The 19,617-nt window shown below is 53.9% G+C and carries 31 protein-coding genes; 30 read left to right on the top strand and 1 reads right to left on the bottom strand.

Annotated features, from left to right (window positions below; all coding sequences use genetic code 11):
* From tuf to rplQ, 29 genes are all read left to right on the top strand, one after another.
* A partial coding sequence (gene tuf, locus A3OI_RS0107925; RefSeq protein WP_018403750.1) for an elongation factor Tu occupies positions 1–1,196 on the top strand: 1,196 nt, incomplete at its 5' end.
* A 185-nt stretch (positions 1,197–1,381) separates the two neighbouring features.
* Complete coding sequence (rpsJ, locus tag A3OI_RS0107920; RefSeq protein WP_007350503.1) at positions 1,382–1,693, top strand: 30S ribosomal protein S10; 312 nt, start codon at positions 1,382–1,384, stop codon at positions 1,691–1,693.
* A gap of 75 nt (positions 1,694–1,768) precedes the next feature.
* Complete coding sequence (gene rplC / locus A3OI_RS0107915) at positions 1,769–2,407, top strand: 50S ribosomal protein L3 (RefSeq protein WP_018403749.1); 639 nt, start codon at positions 1,769–1,771, stop codon at positions 2,405–2,407.
* A gap of 11 nt (positions 2,408–2,418) precedes the next feature.
* Positions 2,419–3,024, top strand: coding sequence for a 50S ribosomal protein L4 (gene rplD / locus A3OI_RS0107910; RefSeq protein WP_018403748.1), 606 nt, complete (start codon positions 2,419–2,421; stop codon positions 3,022–3,024).
* Entirely contained in the window at positions 3,021–3,314 is a 294-nt protein-coding gene (gene rplW / locus A3OI_RS0107905; RefSeq protein WP_007350500.1) for a 50S ribosomal protein L23, read from the top strand. The genes rplD and rplW overlap by 4 nt, the downstream gene beginning before the upstream one ends.
* A gap of 17 nt (positions 3,315–3,331) precedes the next feature.
* Positions 3,332–4,159 carry a 50S ribosomal protein L2 gene (rplB, locus tag A3OI_RS0107900; RefSeq protein WP_018403747.1) on the top strand — a complete coding sequence of 276 codons (828 nt, stop codon included), beginning with the start codon at positions 3,332–3,334 and terminating at the stop codon, positions 4,157–4,159.
* A 23-nt stretch (positions 4,160–4,182) separates the two neighbouring features.
* The gene (gene rpsS / locus A3OI_RS0107895) at positions 4,183–4,458 is read left to right on the top strand and encodes a 30S ribosomal protein S19 (RefSeq protein WP_007350498.1); all 276 of its coding nucleotides are present in this window, start codon (positions 4,183–4,185) and stop codon (positions 4,456–4,458) included.
* Between the two features lie 17 nt (positions 4,459–4,475).
* Entirely contained in the window at positions 4,476–4,808 is a 333-nt protein-coding gene (rplV, locus tag A3OI_RS0107890; protein WP_007350497.1) for a 50S ribosomal protein L22, read from the top strand.
* Positions 4,809–4,819: 11 nt separating this feature from the next.
* Entirely contained in the window at positions 4,820–5,503 is a 684-nt protein-coding gene (gene rpsC, locus A3OI_RS0107885; protein WP_007350496.1) for a 30S ribosomal protein S3, read from the top strand.
* A gap of 12 nt (positions 5,504–5,515) precedes the next feature.
* Positions 5,516–5,929, top strand: coding sequence for a 50S ribosomal protein L16 (gene rplP / locus A3OI_RS0107880; RefSeq protein WP_007350495.1), 414 nt, complete (start codon positions 5,516–5,518; stop codon positions 5,927–5,929).
* The gene (gene rpmC, locus A3OI_RS0107875; protein ID WP_007350494.1) at positions 5,929–6,120 is read left to right on the top strand and encodes a 50S ribosomal protein L29; all 192 of its coding nucleotides are present in this window, start codon (positions 5,929–5,931) and stop codon (positions 6,118–6,120) included. The genes rplP and rpmC overlap by 1 nt, the downstream gene beginning before the upstream one ends.
* 1 nt (position 6,121) lies before the next feature.
* Entirely contained in the window at positions 6,122–6,388 is a 267-nt protein-coding gene (gene rpsQ, locus A3OI_RS0107870; RefSeq protein WP_007350493.1) for a 30S ribosomal protein S17, read from the top strand.
* 18 nt (positions 6,389–6,406) lie between these two features.
* Complete coding sequence (rplN, locus tag A3OI_RS0107865; RefSeq protein WP_007350492.1) at positions 6,407–6,775, top strand: 50S ribosomal protein L14; 369 nt, start codon at positions 6,407–6,409, stop codon at positions 6,773–6,775.
* Positions 6,776–6,792: 17 nt separating this feature from the next.
* Positions 6,793–7,113 carry a 50S ribosomal protein L24 gene (gene rplX / locus A3OI_RS0107860; protein ID WP_018403746.1) on the top strand — a complete coding sequence of 107 codons (321 nt, stop codon included), beginning with the start codon at positions 6,793–6,795 and terminating at the stop codon, positions 7,111–7,113.
* A 15-nt stretch (positions 7,114–7,128) separates the two neighbouring features.
* Entirely contained in the window at positions 7,129–7,668 is a 540-nt protein-coding gene (gene rplE / locus A3OI_RS0107855; RefSeq protein ID WP_018403745.1) for a 50S ribosomal protein L5, read from the top strand.
* A gap of 12 nt (positions 7,669–7,680) precedes the next feature.
* Complete coding sequence (rpsN, locus tag A3OI_RS0107850; protein WP_018403744.1) at positions 7,681–7,986, top strand: 30S ribosomal protein S14; 306 nt, start codon at positions 7,681–7,683, stop codon at positions 7,984–7,986.
* A gap of 88 nt (positions 7,987–8,074) precedes the next feature.
* On the top strand, positions 8,075–8,467 hold the full coding sequence (rpsH, locus tag A3OI_RS0107845) for a 30S ribosomal protein S8 (protein WP_018403743.1): 393 nt from the start codon (positions 8,075–8,077) through the stop codon (positions 8,465–8,467).
* Positions 8,468–8,476: 9 nt separating this feature from the next.
* The gene (gene rplF / locus A3OI_RS0107840; RefSeq protein WP_018403742.1) at positions 8,477–9,010 is read left to right on the top strand and encodes a 50S ribosomal protein L6; all 534 of its coding nucleotides are present in this window, start codon (positions 8,477–8,479) and stop codon (positions 9,008–9,010) included.
* 9 nt (positions 9,011–9,019) lie between these two features.
* The gene (rplR, locus tag A3OI_RS0107835) at positions 9,020–9,367 is read left to right on the top strand and encodes a 50S ribosomal protein L18 (RefSeq protein WP_007350486.1); all 348 of its coding nucleotides are present in this window, start codon (positions 9,020–9,022) and stop codon (positions 9,365–9,367) included.
* Positions 9,368–9,379: 12 nt separating this feature from the next.
* Complete coding sequence (rpsE, locus tag A3OI_RS0107830; RefSeq protein ID WP_018403741.1) at positions 9,380–9,880, top strand: 30S ribosomal protein S5; 501 nt, start codon at positions 9,380–9,382, stop codon at positions 9,878–9,880.
* Positions 9,881–9,884: 4 nt separating this feature from the next.
* A complete protein-coding gene (gene rpmD / locus A3OI_RS0107825; RefSeq protein ID WP_007350484.1) occupies positions 9,885–10,073 on the top strand; it encodes a 50S ribosomal protein L30 in 189 nt (62 codons plus the stop codon).
* 1 nt (position 10,074) lies between these two features.
* A complete protein-coding gene (gene rplO / locus A3OI_RS0107820) occupies positions 10,075–10,509 on the top strand; it encodes a 50S ribosomal protein L15 (protein WP_018403740.1) in 435 nt (144 codons plus the stop codon).
* 17 nt (positions 10,510–10,526) lie between these two features.
* Entirely contained in the window at positions 10,527–11,849 is a 1,323-nt protein-coding gene (secY, locus tag A3OI_RS0107815) for a preprotein translocase subunit SecY (protein WP_018403739.1), read from the top strand.
* A gap of 30 nt (positions 11,850–11,879) precedes the next feature.
* Positions 11,880–11,993: a 50S ribosomal protein L36 gene (rpmJ, locus tag A3OI_RS21760; protein WP_007350481.1), complete on the top strand. Its 114-nt coding sequence runs from the start codon at positions 11,880–11,882 to the stop codon at positions 11,991–11,993.
* Positions 11,994–12,132: 139 nt separating this feature from the next.
* A complete protein-coding gene (gene rpsM, locus A3OI_RS0107810) occupies positions 12,133–12,489 on the top strand; it encodes a 30S ribosomal protein S13 (protein ID WP_018403738.1) in 357 nt (118 codons plus the stop codon).
* A gap of 13 nt (positions 12,490–12,502) precedes the next feature.
* Positions 12,503–12,892: a 30S ribosomal protein S11 gene (gene rpsK / locus A3OI_RS0107805; protein ID WP_018403737.1), complete on the top strand. Its 390-nt coding sequence runs from the start codon at positions 12,503–12,505 to the stop codon at positions 12,890–12,892.
* 17 nt (positions 12,893–12,909) lie between these two features.
* The gene (gene rpsD, locus A3OI_RS0107800; protein ID WP_018403736.1) at positions 12,910–13,530 is read left to right on the top strand and encodes a 30S ribosomal protein S4; all 621 of its coding nucleotides are present in this window, start codon (positions 12,910–12,912) and stop codon (positions 13,528–13,530) included.
* A 35-nt stretch (positions 13,531–13,565) separates the two neighbouring features.
* Positions 13,566–14,570 carry a DNA-directed RNA polymerase subunit alpha gene (locus A3OI_RS0107795; protein WP_018403735.1) on the top strand — a complete coding sequence of 335 codons (1,005 nt, stop codon included), beginning with the start codon at positions 13,566–13,568 and terminating at the stop codon, positions 14,568–14,570.
* A 32-nt stretch (positions 14,571–14,602) separates the two neighbouring features.
* Positions 14,603–14,992 carry a 50S ribosomal protein L17 gene (rplQ, locus tag A3OI_RS0107790; protein WP_018403734.1) on the top strand — a complete coding sequence of 130 codons (390 nt, stop codon included), beginning with the start codon at positions 14,603–14,605 and terminating at the stop codon, positions 14,990–14,992.
* 206 nt (positions 14,993–15,198) lie between these two features.
* Here rplQ and uvrA read toward each other — a convergent pair whose 3' ends face one another.
* Positions 15,199–18,042 carry an excinuclease ABC subunit UvrA gene (gene uvrA, locus A3OI_RS0107785; RefSeq protein ID WP_018403733.1) on the bottom strand — a complete coding sequence of 948 codons (2,844 nt, stop codon included), beginning with the start codon at positions 18,040–18,042 and terminating at the stop codon, positions 15,199–15,201.
* Positions 18,043–18,195: 153 nt separating this feature from the next.
* Here uvrA and A3OI_RS0107780 point away from each other — a divergent pair, with 153 nt between their 5' ends.
* Positions 18,196–19,566, top strand: a complete 1,371-nt coding sequence (locus A3OI_RS0107780) for an MFS transporter (RefSeq protein WP_018403732.1) — start codon at positions 18,196–18,198, stop codon at positions 19,564–19,566.
* Positions 19,567–19,617 lie beyond the last annotated feature (51 nt).

Genomic DNA, 19,617 nt, shown 5'->3' with positions numbered 1-19,617 from the left:
TGTCTAAATCTAAATTCGAACGTAAGAAGCCACACTTGAACGTGGGCACCATTGGTCACGTTGACCATGGTAAGACCACTCTGACAGCTGCCCTGACGCGTGTATGTCACGACGTATGGGGAACAGGTTCTGCGAGCGCCTTCGATTCGATCGATAACGCTCCGGAAGAACGGGCGCGTGGTATTACCATCGCCACGTCTCACGTTGAGTACGATTCCCCGAACCGTCACTACGCACACGTAGATTGCCCGGGCCACGCTGACTATGTGAAAAACATGATCACCGGTGCGGCGCAGATGGACGGCGCTATCCTGGTTTGCTCCGCTGCTGACGGCCCCATGCCGCAGACCCGCGAGCACATCCTGCTGTCACGTCAGGTAGGCGTTCCTTACATCGTTGTGTTCCTGAACAAAGCGGACATGGTTGACGATGAAGAGCTGCTTGAGCTGGTAGAAATGGAAGTACGCGATCTGCTGGAAATGTACGACTTCCCGGCTGACGACACTCCGATCATCACCGGTTCTGCGTTGATGGCTCTGGAAGGTCGTGATGACAACGAAATGGGCACTACCGCTGTTCGTAAGCTGGTAGAAGCGCTGGATTCGTACATCCCCGAGCCTGAGCGTGCGATTAATCTGCCGTTCCTGATGCCTATCGAAGACGTATTCTCTATCTCTGGCCGTGGTACAGTTGTAACCGGTCGTGTAGAGCGTGGTGTTGTCAAGATTGGCGGAGAAGTGGAAATCGTTGGTCTCAAAGACACGGTCAAAACGGTTTGCACCGGCGTTGAAATGTTCCGCAAGCTGCTCGACGAAGGTCGTGCAGGCGAGAACGTTGGCGTACTGTTGCGCGGCACCAAGCGTGACGACGTTGAGCGTGGTCAGGTTCTGTGTAAGCCAGGCAGCATGAAGCCGCACACCAAGTTTGAGTGCGAAGTGTACGTACTGAGCAAAAACGAAGGCGGTCGTCATACGCCGTTCTTCAAGGGCTATCGCCCGCAGTTCTACTTCCGTACCACCGATGTCACCGGTGCTTGTGAGTTGCCAGAAGGCGTAGAAATGGTTATGCCAGGTGATAACGTGAAGATGGAAGTGACGTTGATTGCTCCGATCGCCATGGAAGATGGTCTGCGCTTCGCGATTCGCGAAGGCGGCCGTACCGTAGGCGCCGGTGTTGTTGCCAAGATTCTCGAGTAATCTACTCGTAGGGTCTGGAAAAGGGGCTGACTTGATCAGCCCCTTTTCCTATTTCAGTTGCAATGTATGCGTCGGCCGAGCCAATCAGCATAGCTGTTGACAGGGTTGTTTATTATGCATACAATGCGGCTCCTTTTTTGAAGGTCAGCGACGGGTTCGCTGCTACGAGTGGAGTTTGGTGCAACATGCAAAGCCAAAAGATTCGGATTCGGTTGAAGGCGTTCGATTACCGCCTGATCGACCAGTCTACGCAAGAGATTGTCGACACCGCTAAGCGGACCGGCGCTCAGGTGCGCGGACCTATTCCATTGCCTACGCGCAAGGAAAAGTTCACGATTCTGGTTTCACCGCACGTCAACAAAGACGCGCGCGACCAGTATGAAATTCGTACCCATAAGCGTTTGCTCGACATTGTTGAGCCGACGGAAAAGACAGTAGATGCTTTGATGAAACTAGACCTGGCAGCAGGTGTAGACGTTCAGATCAGCCTCGGTTAATACCGCCCGGTATTAACCTGTGTAACTGTCATAAGGCCATAGAGGGTGCAAGCCCCGTACACTTAGAGGTGAAACATGGCAATTGGTATCGTCGGTCGTAAGGCCGGTATGACCCGTATATTTACGGAAGACGGGCAAGCGTTGCCCGTAACGGTGATCGAGGTTGATTCTAACCGCATCACCCAACTTAAAACTCTTGAAAACGACGGCTACCGTGCGGTTCAGATAACCGTGGGTTCGCGTCGTTCCTCTCGTGTTAACAAGAGTGCGGCAGGCCATTTCGCAAAAGCCGGTGTAGAAGCGGGCCGTAGCGTATGGGAATTTCGTTTGGCAGACGGCGAAGGTGAAGACCTGGTTGCCGGCGGCGAAATTACTGCGTCAGTCTTTGAAGACGGTCAGGCCGTTGACACCACAGGTACATCTAAAGGTAAAGGTTTCCAGGGTGGCGTAAAGCGCTGGAACTTCGCCATGCAGGATGCTACCCACGGTAACTCCCTGTCTCACCGTGCTCCGGGTTCCATTGGTCAAAACCAGACTCCGGGCAAGGTATTCAAAGGCAAAAAGATGGCGGGCCAGATGGGTAATGCGCAGGTTACTGTGCAGAACCTGAAAATTGTCCGTGTCGACGCTGAGCGCAATCTTCTGCTGGTTAGTGGTGCCGTCCCCGGCGCGACTGGTGGCGATGTTGTCATCAAGCCTGCTGTTAAAGCCTGAGGAGCGGTTCGATGGAATTGACAATTACAGGTAGCGGTCAGGGAATTACGGTTTCCGAGGCTACTTTCGCAAAAGATTTTAATGAAGCACTGGTTCACCAGGTAGTTGTAGCCTATATGGCTGCTGGCCGTCAGGGTACCAAGGCTCAGAAGACCCGTTCAGAAGTCAGGGGTGGTGGTAAGAAGCCTTGGCGTCAGAAGGGTACTGGTCGTGCCCGTGCTGGTACTATCCGCAGCCCAATTTGGCGCTCCGGTGGTGTTACCTTTGCAGCGAAGCCTCGCAGCTACGCGCAAAAGGTAAACCGTAAAATGTACCGCGCTGCAATGCGCTCCATTTTGTCCGAGCTGGTCCGTCAGGAGCGCCTGATTGTGGTTGACGATTTTTCAATCGACACCCCCAAGACCAAGGCCTTTACTGCCAAATTGGCTGACATGGGTTTAAGCAACGTGCTGATCCTGTCGGAAAATCTTGATCAGAACCTGCACCTGGCCTCGCGCAACGTGCCTCACGTCGATGTGCGTGATGTTGCTGGTCTGGATCCGGTTAGCCTGGTTGCTCACGAGAAAATCGTGGTGACTGTTCCCGCTCTGAAGAAAATCGAGGAGATGCTGGGATGAATCAGGAACGTATCTATAAGGTTCTTTTAGGGCCTCACGTATCGGAGAAAGCATCTCGTGTGGCCGAACACGGTCAGGTAGTGTTTCGGGTCGCCCCGGACGCCACCAAGCCCGAGATAAAAAAAGCCGTTGAGCAATTGTTCAACGTCACCGTCGAAGGTGTTCAGGTTCTGAATCGTAAGGGCAAGCTTAAACGCACAGCTCGCGGGTTCGGCAAGCGTAATGACATTCGTAAGGCTTATGTAAAGCTGGCTGAAGGTCAGGACATCGATTTTCTGGATGTGGAATAAGGTAAAGGGGTCGTAATATGCCGATCGTCAAAACCAAGCCAACATCTCCCGGACGCCGTCACGTTGTAAAGCTGTACAACCCGGATTTACACAAAGGGCGCCCTTACGAACCGTTGGTCGAATCGCAAAGCAAGTCGGGTGGCCGTAATAATAATGGCCGTATCACTACCCGTCACATCGGTGGTGGCCATAAACAGCACTACCGCATAATAGACTTCAAGCGGATTAAAGATGGTATTCCTGCGACAATCGAGCGCATTGAATACGATCCTAACCGCTCGGCGCACATCGCGCTGATCAAGTACGCCGATGGCGAGCGCCGTTACATTATCGCTCCCAAGGGCATGCAGATCGGTGAGCCTGTGCGCTCAGGAATCGACGCGCCTATCAAGGTGGGAAGTACATTGCCGCTGCGGAATATCCCGGTTGGTTCTGTGATCCATTGCGTTGAGCTCAAGCCTGGTAAAGGTGCACAGTTGGCTCGCTCTGCGGGCGCATCCGTACAGCTGGTTGCTCGGGAAGGCGCTTACGCGACTATCCGCCTGCGCTCAGGTGAAATGCGAAAGGTGCTTGTTGATTGCCGTGCTACGTTGGGTGAAGTATCCAACAGTGAACACAGTCTCAAGCGGCTTGGTAAAGCGGGTGCATCACGTTGGCGCGGAAAGCGTCCAACGGTACGCGGTGTGGCTATGAACCCAGTTGACCACCCACACGGTGGTGGTGAAGGGCGTACCTCTGGCGGGCGTCACCCAGTTACTCCATGGGGTGTTCCGACCAAAGGGCATAAGACTCGTAAGAACAAGCGTACTGATAAGATGATAGTACGTCGTCGTTCAGCCAAGTAAACGACTACATAGAGGTAAATGCTGTGCCACGTTCTTTAAAGAAAGGTCCTTTCATAGACCTGCATCTGTTGAAGAAGGTCGAGGCAGCTCTGGAAGTGAACGACAAGCGACCAATTAAGACCTGGTCGCGCCGTTCCACGATTTTCCCAGAGTTCGTAGGCTTGACCATCGCAGTCCACAACGGTAAGCAACACGTGCCGGTTTATGTCACCGAAGATATGGTCGGTCATAAACTAGGTGAGTTCGCAGCAACGCGTACTTATCGTGGCCATTCGGCCGACAAGAAAGCGAAACGCTGATTGTGAGGGGAAATGAAATGGAAGTAGCAGCCAAGTATAAGGGCGCTCGCCTCTCAGCTCAGAAAGCTCGTCTTGTTGCCGATCAGGTTCGCGGCAAGGCTGTTGAGGACGCTCTGAATATTTTGACTTTCAGCCCTAAGAAAGCAGCTGGGATTCTCAAGAAAGCTCTTGAGTCCGCAATTGCTAACGCTGAGCATAACGAAGGTCTGGACGTAGATGATCTGCGGGTCTCCACTGTTATGGTGGATGAGGGCCCAACGCTCAAGCGAATTAAAGCTCGAGCCAAGGGGCGCGCTGACAGAATTATGAAGCGCACCTGCCATATCACCGTCAAGGTCGCCGACAAGTAGGAGATGCTCAGATGGGTCATAAAGTAAATCCGATCGGCTTTCGCCTGGGTGTGATCAAAGAGCACAACTCAGTATGGTACGCCGATAAAAAGGACTACGCGAAAAACCTGTTGAACGACATTCAGGTTCGTGAATTCCTCGACAAGCGTCTGGTAAAGGCGTCTGTCAGCAAGATTGTGATCGAGCGCCCTGCTCAGAACGCCCGTATCACGATCCATACCGCCCGCCCGGGTATTGTTATCGGGAAGAAGGGTGAAGATGTTGACCGTCTTCGTCGTGAAGTCAGCGACATGATGGGTGTGCCTGTGCACATCAACATCGAAGAAGTCCGCAAGCCGGACCTGGATGCCCGTTTGGTAGCGCAAAACGTTGCCGGTCAGCTGGAGCGCCGTGTGATGTTCCGTCGTGCTATGAAGCGCGCGGTACAGAACGCTATGCGTCAAGGCGCCAAGGGTATCAAGATTCAGGTTGGCGGTCGTCTCGGGGGAGCTGAAATTGCCCGTTCCGAGTGGTATCGCGAAGGTCGTGTTCCGCTGCACACATTACGTGCAGATATTGATTACGGAACCTACGAAGCGCATACCACTTACGGCGTAATCGGCGTCAAGGTATGGATCTTCAAAGGTGAGATTCTTGGTGGTATGGAACAGGTCCGTGCTGACAAGAAAGCCTCTGGGAAGAAAGGTTCTAAGTAAAGGGGCACTCTTATGCTGCAACCAAAACGCACCAAATTTCGCAAGGTAATGAAGGGCCGCAACACCGGCCTTGCTCACCGCGCTAACAAGGTGAGCTTCGGTGAATACGGATTGAAGGCGGTTACTCGCGGGCGTATAACTGCTCGCCAGATTGAAGCCGCACGTCGTACCATGACCCGTAAGATCAAGCGGGGTGGTAAGATTTGGATTCGCGTCTTCCCGGACAAGCCGATTACTGGCAAGCCGCTGGAAGTTCGTATGGGTAAAGGTAAAGGTTCTGTCGAGTACTGGGTGGCTGAAATTCAGCCGGGCCGTATGCTCTATGAGATGGAAGGTGTGACTGAAGAAATCGCACGCGAAGCTTTCACTCTGGCGGCTGCGAAGCTGCCGGTACAGACCACCTTCGTAACGAGGACGGTGATGTGATGAAAGCAACAGAGCTGCGTGCAAAGTCAGCCGAGGAGCTGAACAAAGAGCTGATCGGTCTCCTGAAGGAGCAGTTTAACCTGCGCATGCGTAAGGCGACAGGTCAGCTGAATCAGTCTCATCTTCTCCCTGGGGTGAAGCGTGATATTGCTCGCGTGAAAACAGTATTGAACGAAAAGGCAGGACAGTGACATGACCGAAACTACCCAAACTGCCAGAACTCTGAGCGGCAAGGTCGTGAGCAACAAGATGGAGAAGTCCATCGTGGTGTTGGTCGAGCGTCAGGTAAAGCACCCTCTGTACGGTAAGTACATGAAGCGTTCAACCAAGATCCATGCTCACGATGAGAGCAACCAGTGCAATATCGGTGACACTGTGATCATTAAGGAAACCCGCCCGGTCTCCAAGACCAAAAGCTGGGCCTTAGTGGAAGTCACTGAACATGCATCCAAGGTGTAAATCGCCCGGAGAACAACCATGATTCAGACTCAAACAATGCTTGAAGTCGCGGATAACAGCGGTGCGCGTCAGGTGATGTGCATCAAGGTCCTGGGCGGTTCACACAGGCGTTATGCTGCAATCGGGGACATTATAAAGGTAACCGTTAAGGAAGCCATTCCCCGCGGTAAAGTAAAAAAAGGCCAGGTACTGAAGGCTGTCGTAGTGCGCACCCGTAAAGGTGTGCGTCGTCCAGATGGATCTCTGATCCGTTTTGACGGCAACGCGGCCGTACTTCTGAACGCCCAGGACGCACCCATTGGTACCCGTATCTTCGGACCGGTTACCCGTGAACTGCGAAATGAGAAGTTCATGAAGATTATCTCACTGGCACCCGAAGTACTTTAAAGGACCAGAGGCCGGACATGAAAAAGATCAAACGAGATGACGAAGTAATCGTCACTACGGGGAAAGACAAAGGCAAACGTGGTAAAGTCCTGAAAGTTCAGGACGATGGTAAGGTGGTTGTTTCTGGCATCAACATGATGAAGAAGCACACCAAACCAAACCCGGCGCTGAGCACCCCTGGTGGCATCGTCGAAAAAGAAGCGCCTATCCAGGCTTCTAACGTGGCTATTTTTAATCCGCAGACCGGCAAAGCCGATCGTGTTGGCTTCCAGATTAAGGAAGACGGCGCAAAACAGCGGATCTTCAAAGCGACGAAAGAAGCTGTCGATAACCAGTAAGCGGTGGTGGTTACGATGCTGAACATGAAAGAGCAGTACAGTACGGAAGTGATACCCGCCCTGCAGCAGGAGTTCGGCTACAAGAACATCATGCAGGTGCCGCGTATTCAGAAAATCACCCTGAACATGGGTGTTGGTGAAGCTATCGGTGACAAAAAGCTGATTGATAACGCAGTCGCTGATCTTGAGCGCCTGGCGGGTCAGAAAGTGGTTGTGACCAAGGCGCGCAAATCGGTTGCGGGTTTTAAAGTCCGTGAAGGTTGGCCAATTGGTTGCAAGGTTACTCTGCGTGGCGAGCGTATGTGGGAATTTTTTGATCGTCTGGTGCACATTGCGGTTCCCCGCATTCGTGACTTCCGCGGTCTGAACCCAAAGTCGTTCGACGGCCGTGGTAACTACAGCATGGGTGTGCGTGAGCAGATCATCTTCCCTGAGATTGAATACGACAGGGTTGATAAGATTCGTGGTCTGGATATTACCATTACCACCTCTGCCGGTACCGACGATGAAGGTCGTGAACTGTTGAAAGCGTTTGGCTTTCCGTTCAAGAAATAAGGAACGAGAGTAATGGCAAAGGTTTCCATGAAAAACCGTGAGCTCAAGCGCGAGCTAACCGTTGCGAAATATGCAGCGAAGCGTGCTGGGATCAAGGCAATTATCAAGAACCCCAATACCAGCGATGATGACCGCTGGAATGCACAGATGAAGCTACAACAGCTTCCTCGCGATGCATCTCCTTCGCGTCTTCGTAATCGTTGCCAGATAACGGGTCGCCCACACGGCGTCTTGCGTAAGTTCGAACTTTCACGGATTAAACTCCGCGAGTACGGCATGCGCGGTGACGTTCCGGGTCTGACCAAAGCAAGCTGGTAAGATAGGCTTCCTGACTGCGGTCGGGAGCCTGTTGGTAAGCGGTGCGGCGCGCCGCTGCACAACTAAAAAGATCAGGAGCCTCATACCAATGAGCATGCAAGACACGCTTGCGGATATGTTCACACGTATCCGTAATGCCCAGATGGCATTGAAAGCAGACGTTAAGATGCCGTCCTCGAAGATGAAAATCTCCGTGGCACAAGTCCTGAAGGACGAAGGTTACGTTGCAGATTTTGTTGTTACGGCTGACATCAAGCCTGAGCTGACGATTACTCTGAAGTACTTTGGTGGCAAGCCGGTTATTGAATCTATCGACCGTGTTAGCCGTCCGAGTTTGCGCCAGTACAAAGGCGCTGCGAAGCTACCGAAAGTATCCGGTGGTTTGGGAGTCGCGATTGTTTCTACGTCTCAGGGCGTAATGACAGACCGCGCCGCACGTGCTGCCGGCGTAGGTGGCGAAGTCATCTGCACCGTATTCTAGGAGAAACACATGTCCAGGGTTGCCAATAATCCTGTCGTGCTGCCTCCCGGTGTTGAAGTGGAGCTGAACGGTCAGGAAATCAACGTAAAGGGCTCCAAAGGAGCGCTTCAGTTTTCAATCCACCAAGCGGTTGAAGTAAAGCAGGAAGAAAATCTCCTACGCTTTGCAGCCCGTGATGGTGCTAAACAGTCCCGCGCTCTTGCTGGTACAACCCGCGCTTTGGTCAGTAATATGGTGACCGGCGTTACCGCAGGCTTCGAGCGTAAGCTCCAGCTGATCGGTGTGGGTTACCGGGCTCAGGCGCAAGGTACGAAGCTCAATCTGACACTGGGTTTTTCTCACCCCGTTGCGTACGAGCTGCCCGAGGGAATTACCGTTGAAACTCCGTCAAACACGGAAGTGATTATTCGCGGTATCGACAAGCAACAGGTTGGCCAAGTCGCCGCTGAAATCCGCGCCTTCCGTCCGCCCGAGCCTTATAAAGGCAAAGGTGTACGTTATGCGGATGAGCAGGTAAGACGCAAAGAAGCCAAGAAGAAATAGGGCGGGACTATGAGCGCGAATAACGAAAGATTACGTCGCGCACGTAAAGTGCGCATGAAAATTCGTGAGCTGGGTACAAACCGTCTGTGCGTTCACCGCACACCGCGTCATATGTACGCCCAGGTTACGACAGCAGATGGCAGCCAAGTGCTGGCCACTGCCTCCACGTTGGATAAGGAACTGCGCCAGGGTGCGACCGGTAACGTGGATGCTGCTAAAAAGGTCGGTCAGCTGATTGCTGAACGCGCCAAGGCGGCGGGTGTTGAGCAGGTTGCTTTTGACCGCTCCGGTTACCGTTATCACGGCCGTGTGCAGGCTCTGGCCGACGCAGCCCGCGAAGCTGGCTTGCAATTCTAAGAGGTGGGGAAGATGAGCGTTAACGAACAGAAGGCGCCTGAGCTCCAGGAAAAGCTGGTTCAGGTAAACCGCGTTGCCAAGGTAGTAAAAGGCGGGCGCGTTTTTGCTTTTACCGCATTGACTGTAGTGGGTGATGGTAAAGGGCGTGTTGGTTTTGGTCGTGGCAAGGCGCGTGAAGTGCCGGTTGCGATACAGAAAGCCATGGAAGCTGCGCGCAGAAATATGGTTGACGTGCCGCTGGACGGCACCACCCTGCAGTACCCGGTTCGGGCACAGCACGGTGGTTCACGGGTGTTCATGAAGCCTGCGTCCGATGGTACCGGCATTATTGCTGGTGGCGCCATGCGCGCTGTGTTGGAAGTGGCTGGTGTCCATAACGTACTGTCTAAGTGCTATGGCTCTACCAACCCGGTGAACGTGATACGTTCCACCATCAAGGGTCTTCAGGCAATGCAAGCGCCAGAAGATATTGCAGCCAAGCGCGGTAAATCCGTCGAAGACATTCTGGGTTGAAGTCATGGCGAACGCAAAAACGATCACAGTTACACTGATCCGCAGCCCAATCGGCTGCCAGCCCAAGCACAAGCTTTGTGTGAAGGGCCTGGGTCTTCGTAAAATTGGCCAGTCCGTAGTCTTGGAAGATACTCCTTCCATTCGCGGTATGGCTAACCGGGTAGATTACCTGGTTCGGGTTGAGGAGAACTAAGATGCGTCTGAACGAACTAGCTCCAGAACCCGGTTCACGTCCCAACGCAAGGCGCGTTGGTCGTGGTATCGGTTGTGGTTTCGGCAAAACTTGTGGCCGCGGCCACAAGGGTCTGAAAGCCCGTTCCGGCGGCAGCGTTGCCCCCGGTTTTGAGGGCGGTCAGCAGCCGTTGGCCCGTCGTTTGCCGAAGTTCGGCTTCACGTCTCGTCAGCAGCGTTACGTTGCTGAAATTCGCCTGAATGAACTGGCGAAGGTAGAAGGCGATGTTGTCGACCTCGACGCTTTGAAAAAAGCAGACATCATTCGCGACGAAATTCGCGAAGCAAAGGTCATGTTGTCCGGTGAAATTGACCGCGCAGTGACTGTGCAGGGTTTGCGAGTGACCAAAGGCGCACGCGAGGCGATTATCGCCGCGGGCGGCAAAGTAGAAGACTAACGCGAGTCGAGGACTAAATGGCCAAGACAGCATCATTGCCTGCGGGCGCGGGTAAAGGACTGGCAGAGCTGCGTTCGCGGCTCTGGTTTGTCTTTCTGGCATTGCTTGTGTACCGAATTGGTGCCCACATTCCGGTGCCTGGTATAAACCCCGACCGCTTGGCGGCACTGTTTGAGCAGAATCAGGGCACAATCCTGAGCATGTTCAACATGTTTTCCGGTGGTGCACTTGAGCGCATGAGTATCTTTGCGCTGGGTATCATGCCGTATATATCGGCTTCTATTATCATGCAGCTCATGACAGCGGTCAGCCCGACGCTGGAGCAGTTGAAAAAAGAAGGCGAGGCAGGTCGTCGTAAGATGAGCCAATATACGCGGTACGGTACCGTAATCCTGGCCCTGCTTCAGGGTACTGGTATTTCTGTCGGTTTGGCGTCGCAGGGCGTCACCTTCAATGACACTCTCAGCTTCCACTTTGTGGCGGTTGTATCGTTTGTTAGTGGTGCAGTCTTCATGATGTGGCTGGGCGAGCAGATCACCGAGCGGGGTGTCGGTAACGGCATTTCACTGTTGATTTTCGCCGGTATCGTTGCCGGGTTACCCGGCGCGATCGGTCAGACCCTGGAGCAGGCCCGTAACGGTGAAATGAGCTTGTTGTTGGTACTTGGTATCGGTGTTCTGGCAATTGCCGTCATCGGTTTTGTGGTGTTCATGGAGCGCGGTCAGCGCCGATTGACGATTAACTACGCCAAGAGGCAGCAGGGCGGCCGGGTATTTGCCCAGCAGTCCAGCCATTTGCCCTTGAAAGTGAATATGGCCGGTGTTATTCCGCCCATCTTTGCATCGTCCATTCTGTTGTTCCCGGCATCGCTGGGCCAGTGGTTTGGTCAGGGTGAAGGCATGGAGTGGTTGAGCGATATTTCCCAGGCACTTGCGCCCAGTCAGCCCTTGTATATTATTCTGTTCGCGGCAGCAGTGGTATTTTTCTGCTTCTTCTATACGGCTCTGATGTACAACCCACGGGAAGTCGCGGATAACCTCAAGCGCTCAGGCGCTTTTATTCCGGGCATTCGTCCGGGTGAGCAAACAGCCAAGTACATTGATGGCGTTCTTACCCGTTTGACATTGTTCGGAGCAATGTACATTGCAGCAGTTTCCCTGTTCCCTCAGTTCCTGATGGTAGCCGGGAACGTACCCTTCTATTTGGGCGGTACGTCTCTGCTGATTGTTGTAGTCGTAGTGATGGACTTCATGGCCCAGGTTCAGTCGCACCTGATGTCTCACCAGTATGAATCGCTGATGAAGAAGTCCAATCTCAAGGGCTATGGTCGGAACGGGTAAACCCGTTCCCCTTGAAAACTGGAGTCGACAATGAAAGTACGCGCTTCGGTAAAGAAAATTTGCCGTAACTGCAAAGTAATTCGTCGCAATGGCGCCGTAAGGGTCATTTGCTCGGAGCCTCGCCACAAGCAACGTCAGGGTTAATACCTTCGGGAAAAATCCTTGCTTGTAAAAGGTGTACGATGATAGCGCTTGACTCGATGCCGGGTCAGGCGTTATTGTTTCGCGCCCTTTTAGTGGCGGACAATTCACACAGCATAGCTTTGAACGCGGAGTAATTTGGATGGCACGTATAGCCGGTGTCAATATACCCGATCACAAACATGTTGTTGTATCGCTCACCTATATTTTTGGTGTAGGCAAAACAACAGCTCAAAAGCTTTGCGATGCAACCGGCGTCAAGCCGGACGTCAAAGTCAAAGACTTGACTGACGAACAGCTGGAATCACTTCGTACTGATGTGACTAAAGGCACCGTCGAAGGCGATCTGCGTCGTGAAGTACAGATGAACATCAAGCGTTTGAAGGATCTCGGATGTCATCGTGGTCTGCGTCACCGTCACGGGCTTCCAGTCCGCGGCCAGCGCACCAAGACCAACGCTCGCACCCGTAAAGGTCCGCGCAAACCTATTCGTAAGTAACAGGTAGGCAAACATGGCAAAGCCAGGTACACGTACCCGTAAAAAGGTGAAAAAAACGGTTGTTGATGGCGTCGCGCACATTCACGCTTCCTTCAACAACACTATCGTGACCATTTCGGACCGCCAGGGCAACGTATTGTCCTGGGCCACTGCTGGTGGTTCTGGTTTCCGCGGTTCACGTAAGAGTACACCTTTTGCTGCGCAGGTAGCAGCTGAAAGAGCCGGTAATGCGGCTGCTGAATACGGCCTTAAAAACCTGGATGTTGAAGTCAAGGGCCCCGGCCCTGGTCGTGAATCTGCAGTTCGTGCGCTTAACTCGTGCGGCTACAAGATCAGCAACATCACAGATGTGACGCCGATTCCCCATAATGGATGTCGCCCGCCTAAAAAGCGCCGCGTCTAACACAGGAGACAGTAATTATGGCTCGTTACATAGGCCCGAAGTGCAAACTGTCTCGTCGTGAAGGGACAGATCTTTTTCTGAAAAGCGGTGTTCGCGCTCTCGACACCAAGTGCAACCTTGAAACCCCCCCGGGTATGCACGGTGCGCGTCGCGGTCGTCTGTCGGAATACGGCGTCCAGCTGCGGGAAAAACAGAAAGTTCGTCGTATTTACGGCGTACTGGAAAAGCAGTTCCGCAACTATTATAAAGAAGCGGCTCGCCTGAAAGGCGCAACGGGTGAAAATCTGCTGCAACTTCTGGAAGCGCGTCTTGATAACGTTGCTTACCGTATGGGTTTTGGTTCAACCCGCGCGGAGTGCCGCCAGCTCGTTTCTCACAAGGCAATTCTGGTCAACGACAAGGTTGTGAATATTCCTTCCTACCAGGTTAAGCCGGGTGATGTTCTGAGCGTGCGTGAAAAAGCCAAAAACCAGTTGCGCGTTAAAGGCGCTCTGGACTTGGCCTCCGGTCGCGCAGCGGTGAGCTGGGTAGATGTCGACGCCACTAAGATGTCCGGCGTTTACAGTTCAGTGCCAACACGGATTGAATTGCCGGCCGACATCAACGAGAACCTCATCGTCGAGCTTTACTCTAAGTAAAGCCCAGTTAGCAACGATAGCAGATAGGGGCGTCTATGCAGCGTTCAGTACATGAGTTATTGACACCTCGTACCATTGACGTGAAGGAATCCGGTTCCACGCGTGCCAAGGTCACCCTGGAGCCTCTTGAAAGAGGTTTCGGTCACACTCTGGGCAGTGCGTTACGCCGTATTCTCTTGTCTTCGATGCCGGGCTGCGCTGTTACTGAAGCGCAGATTGACGGTGTGTTGCACGAGTACAGCGCCATTGACGGTGTCCAGGAAGACGTCATAGAGATTCTTTTGAATCTTAAGGGCGTTGCTGTAAAAATGCACGGCCGTGACGATGCCGAGCTTATGCTCAGCAAGAAGGGTCCGGGTGTTGTTACAGCCGGAGATATAAAGTTGGATCATGATGTCGAGATCACCAATCCGGAACACGTTATCTGTCACCTGAGCGAAAATGGTGAAATTAACATGCGTCTGAGCATTGCCCGGGGTCGCGGCTATGAACCCGCTGATCAGCGCGGTCTGGATGAGGACGAAACTCGTGCCATCGGACGTCTGCAGCTGGATGCTACGTTCAGCCCGGTTCGACGCGTTGCTTATTCTGTGGAAAGTGCACGGGTAGAGCAGCGTACCGACCTCGACAAGCTGGTTATTGATCTGGAGACTAATGGTACTATCGATCCGGAAGAAGCCATTCGCCGGGCCGCTACCATTCTCCAGCAGCAATTGGCCGTGTTTGTTGATTTTGATCATGAAAAAGAACCAGAGCGTGTTGAGGAAGAGGAAGAAATTGATCCGATTCTGCTGCGCCCGGTTGATGATCTGGAGCTGACAGTACGTTCCGCCAACTGCTTGAAGGCTGAGAACATTTACTACATCGGCGATTTGATTCAGCGCACAGAAGTTGAGCTGTTGAAGACGCCTAACCTGGGTAAAAAGTCGCTGACAGAGATCAAGGACGTATTAGCGTCCCGTGGTTTGTCTCTGGGAATGCGTCTTGATAACTGGCCGCCGGCAAGCCTTCGTGGTGATGACCGGGTTTTGGGCGGTTAATCGCCGATTAGTTAAGCTAAGGAATCAGAGCAATGCGTCATCGTAAGAGTGGTCGTAAGTTCAACAGGACCAGTGCGCATCGCAAGGCCATGTTTCGGAACATGTCTGCGTCACTGGTTGAGCACGAGTTGATCAAAACAACGTTGCCGAAGGCTAAAGAGCTTCGTCGGGTAGCGGAACCTTTGATTACTCTGGCTAAAATCGATTCGGTCGCGAATCGTCGTCTGGCGTTTGCGCGTCTGCGTGACGATGCAGCGGTTGCCAAGCTGTTTACTCAGCTGGGCCCCCGTTACAACGAGCGTCCGGGTGGATATCTTCGTATCCTGAAGTGCGGTTTCCGCGCAGGCGACAGTGCCCCTATGGCATATGTCGAGCTGATCGGTCGTCCGCTGGATATTGAAGCGGAAGAAGTTGACGAGTAGTAGAGTGTTATAGCTCTGTATTTGTCTGAAAAAAGCCGGGTACCTTTGGGTAGCCGGTTTTTTTTGTCTGGGGGAAAGTGTGTGAATTTCTGCTTGGCTGGGTGATATGGGGGGTTAAAACTAAGGGGACGGATTTCAAATCCGTCCCCGATCTCGTGTCACCCAAGGGACAGATTTCAAATCTGTCCCTATCTGCTATCTGCTATCTAAGATCGTTGGGCCTCTTTTTGCTTTTCTAGCAAGGGTTTTAGGTAGCGACCAGTGTGGCTGGCTTTGTTTTCTGCTACTTGCTCTGGCGTCCCTTCCGCGACGATCAGGCCCCCGCCGGACCCGCCTTCGGGGCCCAGGTCGACTATCCAGTCTGCGGTTTTAATGACGTCCAGATTGTGTTCTATGACCACGATGGTGTTGCCGTGGTCGCGTAGGTGCTGCAATACGGTTAACAACTGCTGAATGTCATAGAAGTGTAGGCCGGTGGTGGGTTCGTCCAGAATGTACAGGGTTTGGCCGGTGTCGCGTTTGGACAGCTCTTTGGCGAGTTTCACCCGTTGGGCTTCGCCGCCGGATAGCGTAACAGCGCTCTGGCCCAGGCGGATGTACGACAAGCCCACGTCCACTAGGGTCTGCAGTTTTCGCGCCAGGAAGGGCACCGCGTCGAAAAATTCGCGGCCTTCTTCTACGGTCATAGACAGCACTTCATGGATGTTCTTGCCTTTATAGCGCACTTCCAGCGTTTCGCGGTTGTAGCGTTTGCTCTTGCAGACGTCGCAGGGCACGTAGATGTCTGGCAGGAAGTGCATTTCTACTTTGATGACGCCGTCGCCCTGGCAGGCTTCGCAGCGTCCACCCTTGACGTTGAAGGAAAAACGGCCGGGCTTGTAACCTCTTGACCGTGCTTCCTGGGTACCGGAAAACAGTTCGCGGATGGGGGTGAAAAGTCCTGTGTACGTGGCTGGGTTCGATCTTGGTGTACGGCCGATGGGGCTTTGGTCGATGTCGATGACTTTGTCTAGCAGGTCTATCCCTTCAATGCTGGTGTAAGGCCCGTGGCTTAGAGTTGTGGCTTTGTTCAATGCCGTGGCGGCTATTGGGTAAAGGGTGCCGTTGATTAGGGTCGATTTACCAGAGCCGGAAACACCGGTTATGCACGTCATCACGCCAAGGGGTATCGCTAAGTCAACGCTAGTCAGGTTGTTGCCGGTAGCCCCGGTCAGTTTGAGGTACTTACCAGATCCGGGGTTACGTTTTTCGGGTATAGCGATGCACTTGGTGCCGTTGAGGTACTGGCCGGTTAGTGAATTAGGGTTAGCGAGTATGTCTGCGGGCTTGCCTTGAGCAATAATTTGACCGCCGTGTACGCCGGCGCCCGGGCCTATGTCGATAACGTGGTCTGCCGCCAGTATGGCTTCTTCGTCGTGCTCGACCACAATCACGGTGTTACCCAAGTCACGGAGGTGGTAAAGGGTTTCCAGCAGGCGGTCGTTGTCACGCTGGTGCAGGCCGATAGACGGTTCGTCCAGTATGTACATCACGCCCACCAGGCCGGCGCCAATCTGGCTCGCCAGACGTATCCGCTGGGCTTCGCCGCCGGAGAGTGTATCGGCGCTGCGTTCAAGGGACAGGTATTCCAACCCCACGTTTACCAGGAACTGCAGGCGTTGGCGGACTTCTTTCAGAACTTTTTCGGCAATTTCGCCTCTGGCGCCCGGTAGTGTCAGTTGGCTAACGTACCGGTGCGCCTCCCCAATCGGCAGGTGGGCAATGGCTGGAAGGTTTCGATTGTCGATAAACACGTTGCGCGCTGAACGGCGCAGGCGTGTGCCGCCGCAGTCTTTGCACGTCTGGGTGCTAAGGTTGCGGGCCAGTTCTTCCCGTACACTTTGGGAATCGGTTTCGCGGTAGCGCCGTTCCAGGTTGGGTAATATGCCCTCGAACGAATGCAGCCGTTCCATGATGTGGCCGCGGCTGTTTACGTAGCGGAAGCTAATGTCCTCGCTGCCGGAGCCATGCAGCATCACCTGTTGCACCGGTTCGGGCAGGTCGCACCAGGGAGTGTCCAGATCAATATTGTAGTGTTCGGCCACGCTGCTAAGAAGCTGGAAGTAATACACCGCGCGGCGGTCCCAGCCCTTGATGGCGCCGGAGGCAAGATTGGCCTCCGGGTGCTGGATAATTTTGTCGGAGTCGAAAAATTGCTTTACGCCAAGCCCGTCGCAGGTAGGGCAGGCGCCTGCCGGGTTGTTGAACGAGAACAGCCGCGGCTCTAGCTCGCTGATGGCATAACCGCACTGGTTGCAGGCATAGCGAGCTGACAGTGTGGTGTCTTCGCCGCTGCCATCCATAGCGGCTACTAGCGCGATGCCGTCTGCCAGGGCCAAAGCGGTTTCAAAGCTCTCGGCCAGGCGTTGTTCCAGGCCGGGTTTGACCTTGAAACGGTCGACCACCACATCAATATGGTGTTTACGCTTTTTGTCCAGAGCCGGAAGGTCATCAATGTCGTAAACAGTGCCGTCTATCCGCAGGCGAATAAAGCCTTGGCTGCGCATGGTTTCAACCACTTGCAGATGCTCGCCCTTGCGGTCACGAATCACCGGGGCCAGAATCATCAACCGCGAATCTTTTTCCATCGCTAAAACCTGATCCACCATTTGGCTCACGGTTTGCGCTTCCAGCGGCTGGCCGTGGTCGGGGCAGCGGGGTTCGCCGGCGCGGGCAAACAACAGGCGCAGGTAATCGTATATCTCGGTAATTGTACCAACGGTAGAGCGCGGGTTATGGGATGTGGATTTTTGCTCGATGGAAATGGCCGGCGACAGGCCTTCAATATGGTCCACGTCGGGTTTTTCCATCATCGACAGAAACTGGCGGGCATAAGTCGACAGCGATTCCACATAGCGCCGCTGGCCTTCGGCGTAAAGAGTGTCGAACGCCAGTGATGACTTGCCAGAGCCCGACAAACCGGTAATCACAATCAGTTTGTCCCGGGGTATATCCAGGTCGATGTTCTTCAAATTGTGGGTGCGGGCACCCTTGATCTGGATCTGGTCCATATAACCTCGCGAGGAAAAAGTGATAAGTATACCGCGTTCTGCCGCTGCCTTGTGAGCGCTGCGGCTGTGTAATACGGCTTCGCGCAGGCTGTGGCGGTTCTGTTACACTACGGCGCTTGATTTTAGTCTCTGCTAACGTCTGAGGAACTGTTCATGAACGCCCTTGAAAAACGCTCGGTTTCCGCTCTGGCGTCGGTGTACGCCATTCGTATGCTTGGGCTGTTCATGGTTATGCCGGTGTTTGTGCTGCTGGGCGGCGAGCTTGAAGGCGCAACCCCCGCGCTGCTGGGCCTGGCCATTGGTGCCTATGGGCTAAGCCAGGCGCTGCTGCAAATTCCGTTCGGCTTATTGTCTGACCGGGTCGGGCGCAAGCGCATGATCTACCTTGGCTTGATTCTATTTGCGGCGGGCAGCCTGCTTGCCGGCTCAGCCGACTCCATATACGTTGTGATTCTGGGGCGGATTCTTCAAGGTGCTGGTGCCATTGCCAGCGTGCTGATGGCATTGCTGAGTGACCTGACCCGCGAAGAGCAACGCACCAGGGCCATGGCCACGGTGGGTATCTCCATCGGTATTTCGTTTTCCGTGTCTTTGGTACTCGGGCCGCTCCTGGGCGCGCAATGGGGCCTATCTGGCATTTTTTACCTGACTGCCGCACTGGCATTGATCGCGCTCCTGGTTGTGTGGCGCCTGGTGCCTACGCCCCACCAACGAAAAGTCAGTGCCGAGCAGCAACCGGCCCGAGCCATGGTGGGTCGGGTGTTGAAAGATCAACGCCTGTTGCGGCTGGACTTTGGTATTTTTGCCCTGCACCTGGTGCTTACCGCGCTGTTTCTGGTTTTTCCCTCATTGCTGCAAGATCGCCTGGGTCTGCCCAGCAGCTCACACTGGTGGTTTTACCTGAGCGTGATGCTCACATCGTTTGTTGCCATGGTGCCGTTCATCATTATTGGCGAAAAAAAACGCAAAATGAAGCCGGTGTTGTGCGGCGCAGTGGCCTTGCTGGCGCTGTCTTGCGCGGCCCTGTCGGGAGTGGGCGAAAGCCTGCTGGCTGGCTGGTTTATGCTATTTTTCTTTTTTATGGCGTTCAATTTGCTGGAAGCCAGTTTGCCGTCGCTGCTCAGTAAAGAGGCGCCGGCGGCCAGCAAAGGCACGGCGATGGGGGTGTATTCTACCTCCCAGTTTATGGGCGCCTTTCTGGGCGGAGCGTTGGGCGGCTACCTGCTGCAACAGATCGGCGTAACCGGCGTGCTGGGGTTGATGGTGGCTGTACTGGTGGTGTGGCTGCTGGTGGCGCTGACCATGCCGGCGCCCGGGTATACCAGTGGTTTTGTGCTAAAGTTAGAGCCAGATGCAACGCTCAGCTATCGCGATGTAGACAGTTTTCTGCGCGCCCTGCCGGGCGTAAAAGATGTGGTTATAATGGAAGAAGCAGCGACTGCCTATCTGAAGATAGATCGGCAGTTTTTTGATGAGGCCTTGCTTGCCGACACGGAATTTGTGCAGCAAACTGACAGGCCGTGAAATTCTGGCGGCGCGCAAGGAGCGCGAGCCGCCACGACACTTTATTCAGGA

This window comes from Marinobacter gelidimuriae (genome assembly GCF_000372805.1).
Classification (GTDB): Bacteria; Pseudomonadota; Gammaproteobacteria; order Pseudomonadales; family Oleiphilaceae; genus Marinobacter; species Marinobacter gelidimuriae.
The sequence above is the reverse complement of the archived record's forward strand: the minus strand, read 5'-3'. Positions and strand labels throughout refer to the sequence as shown.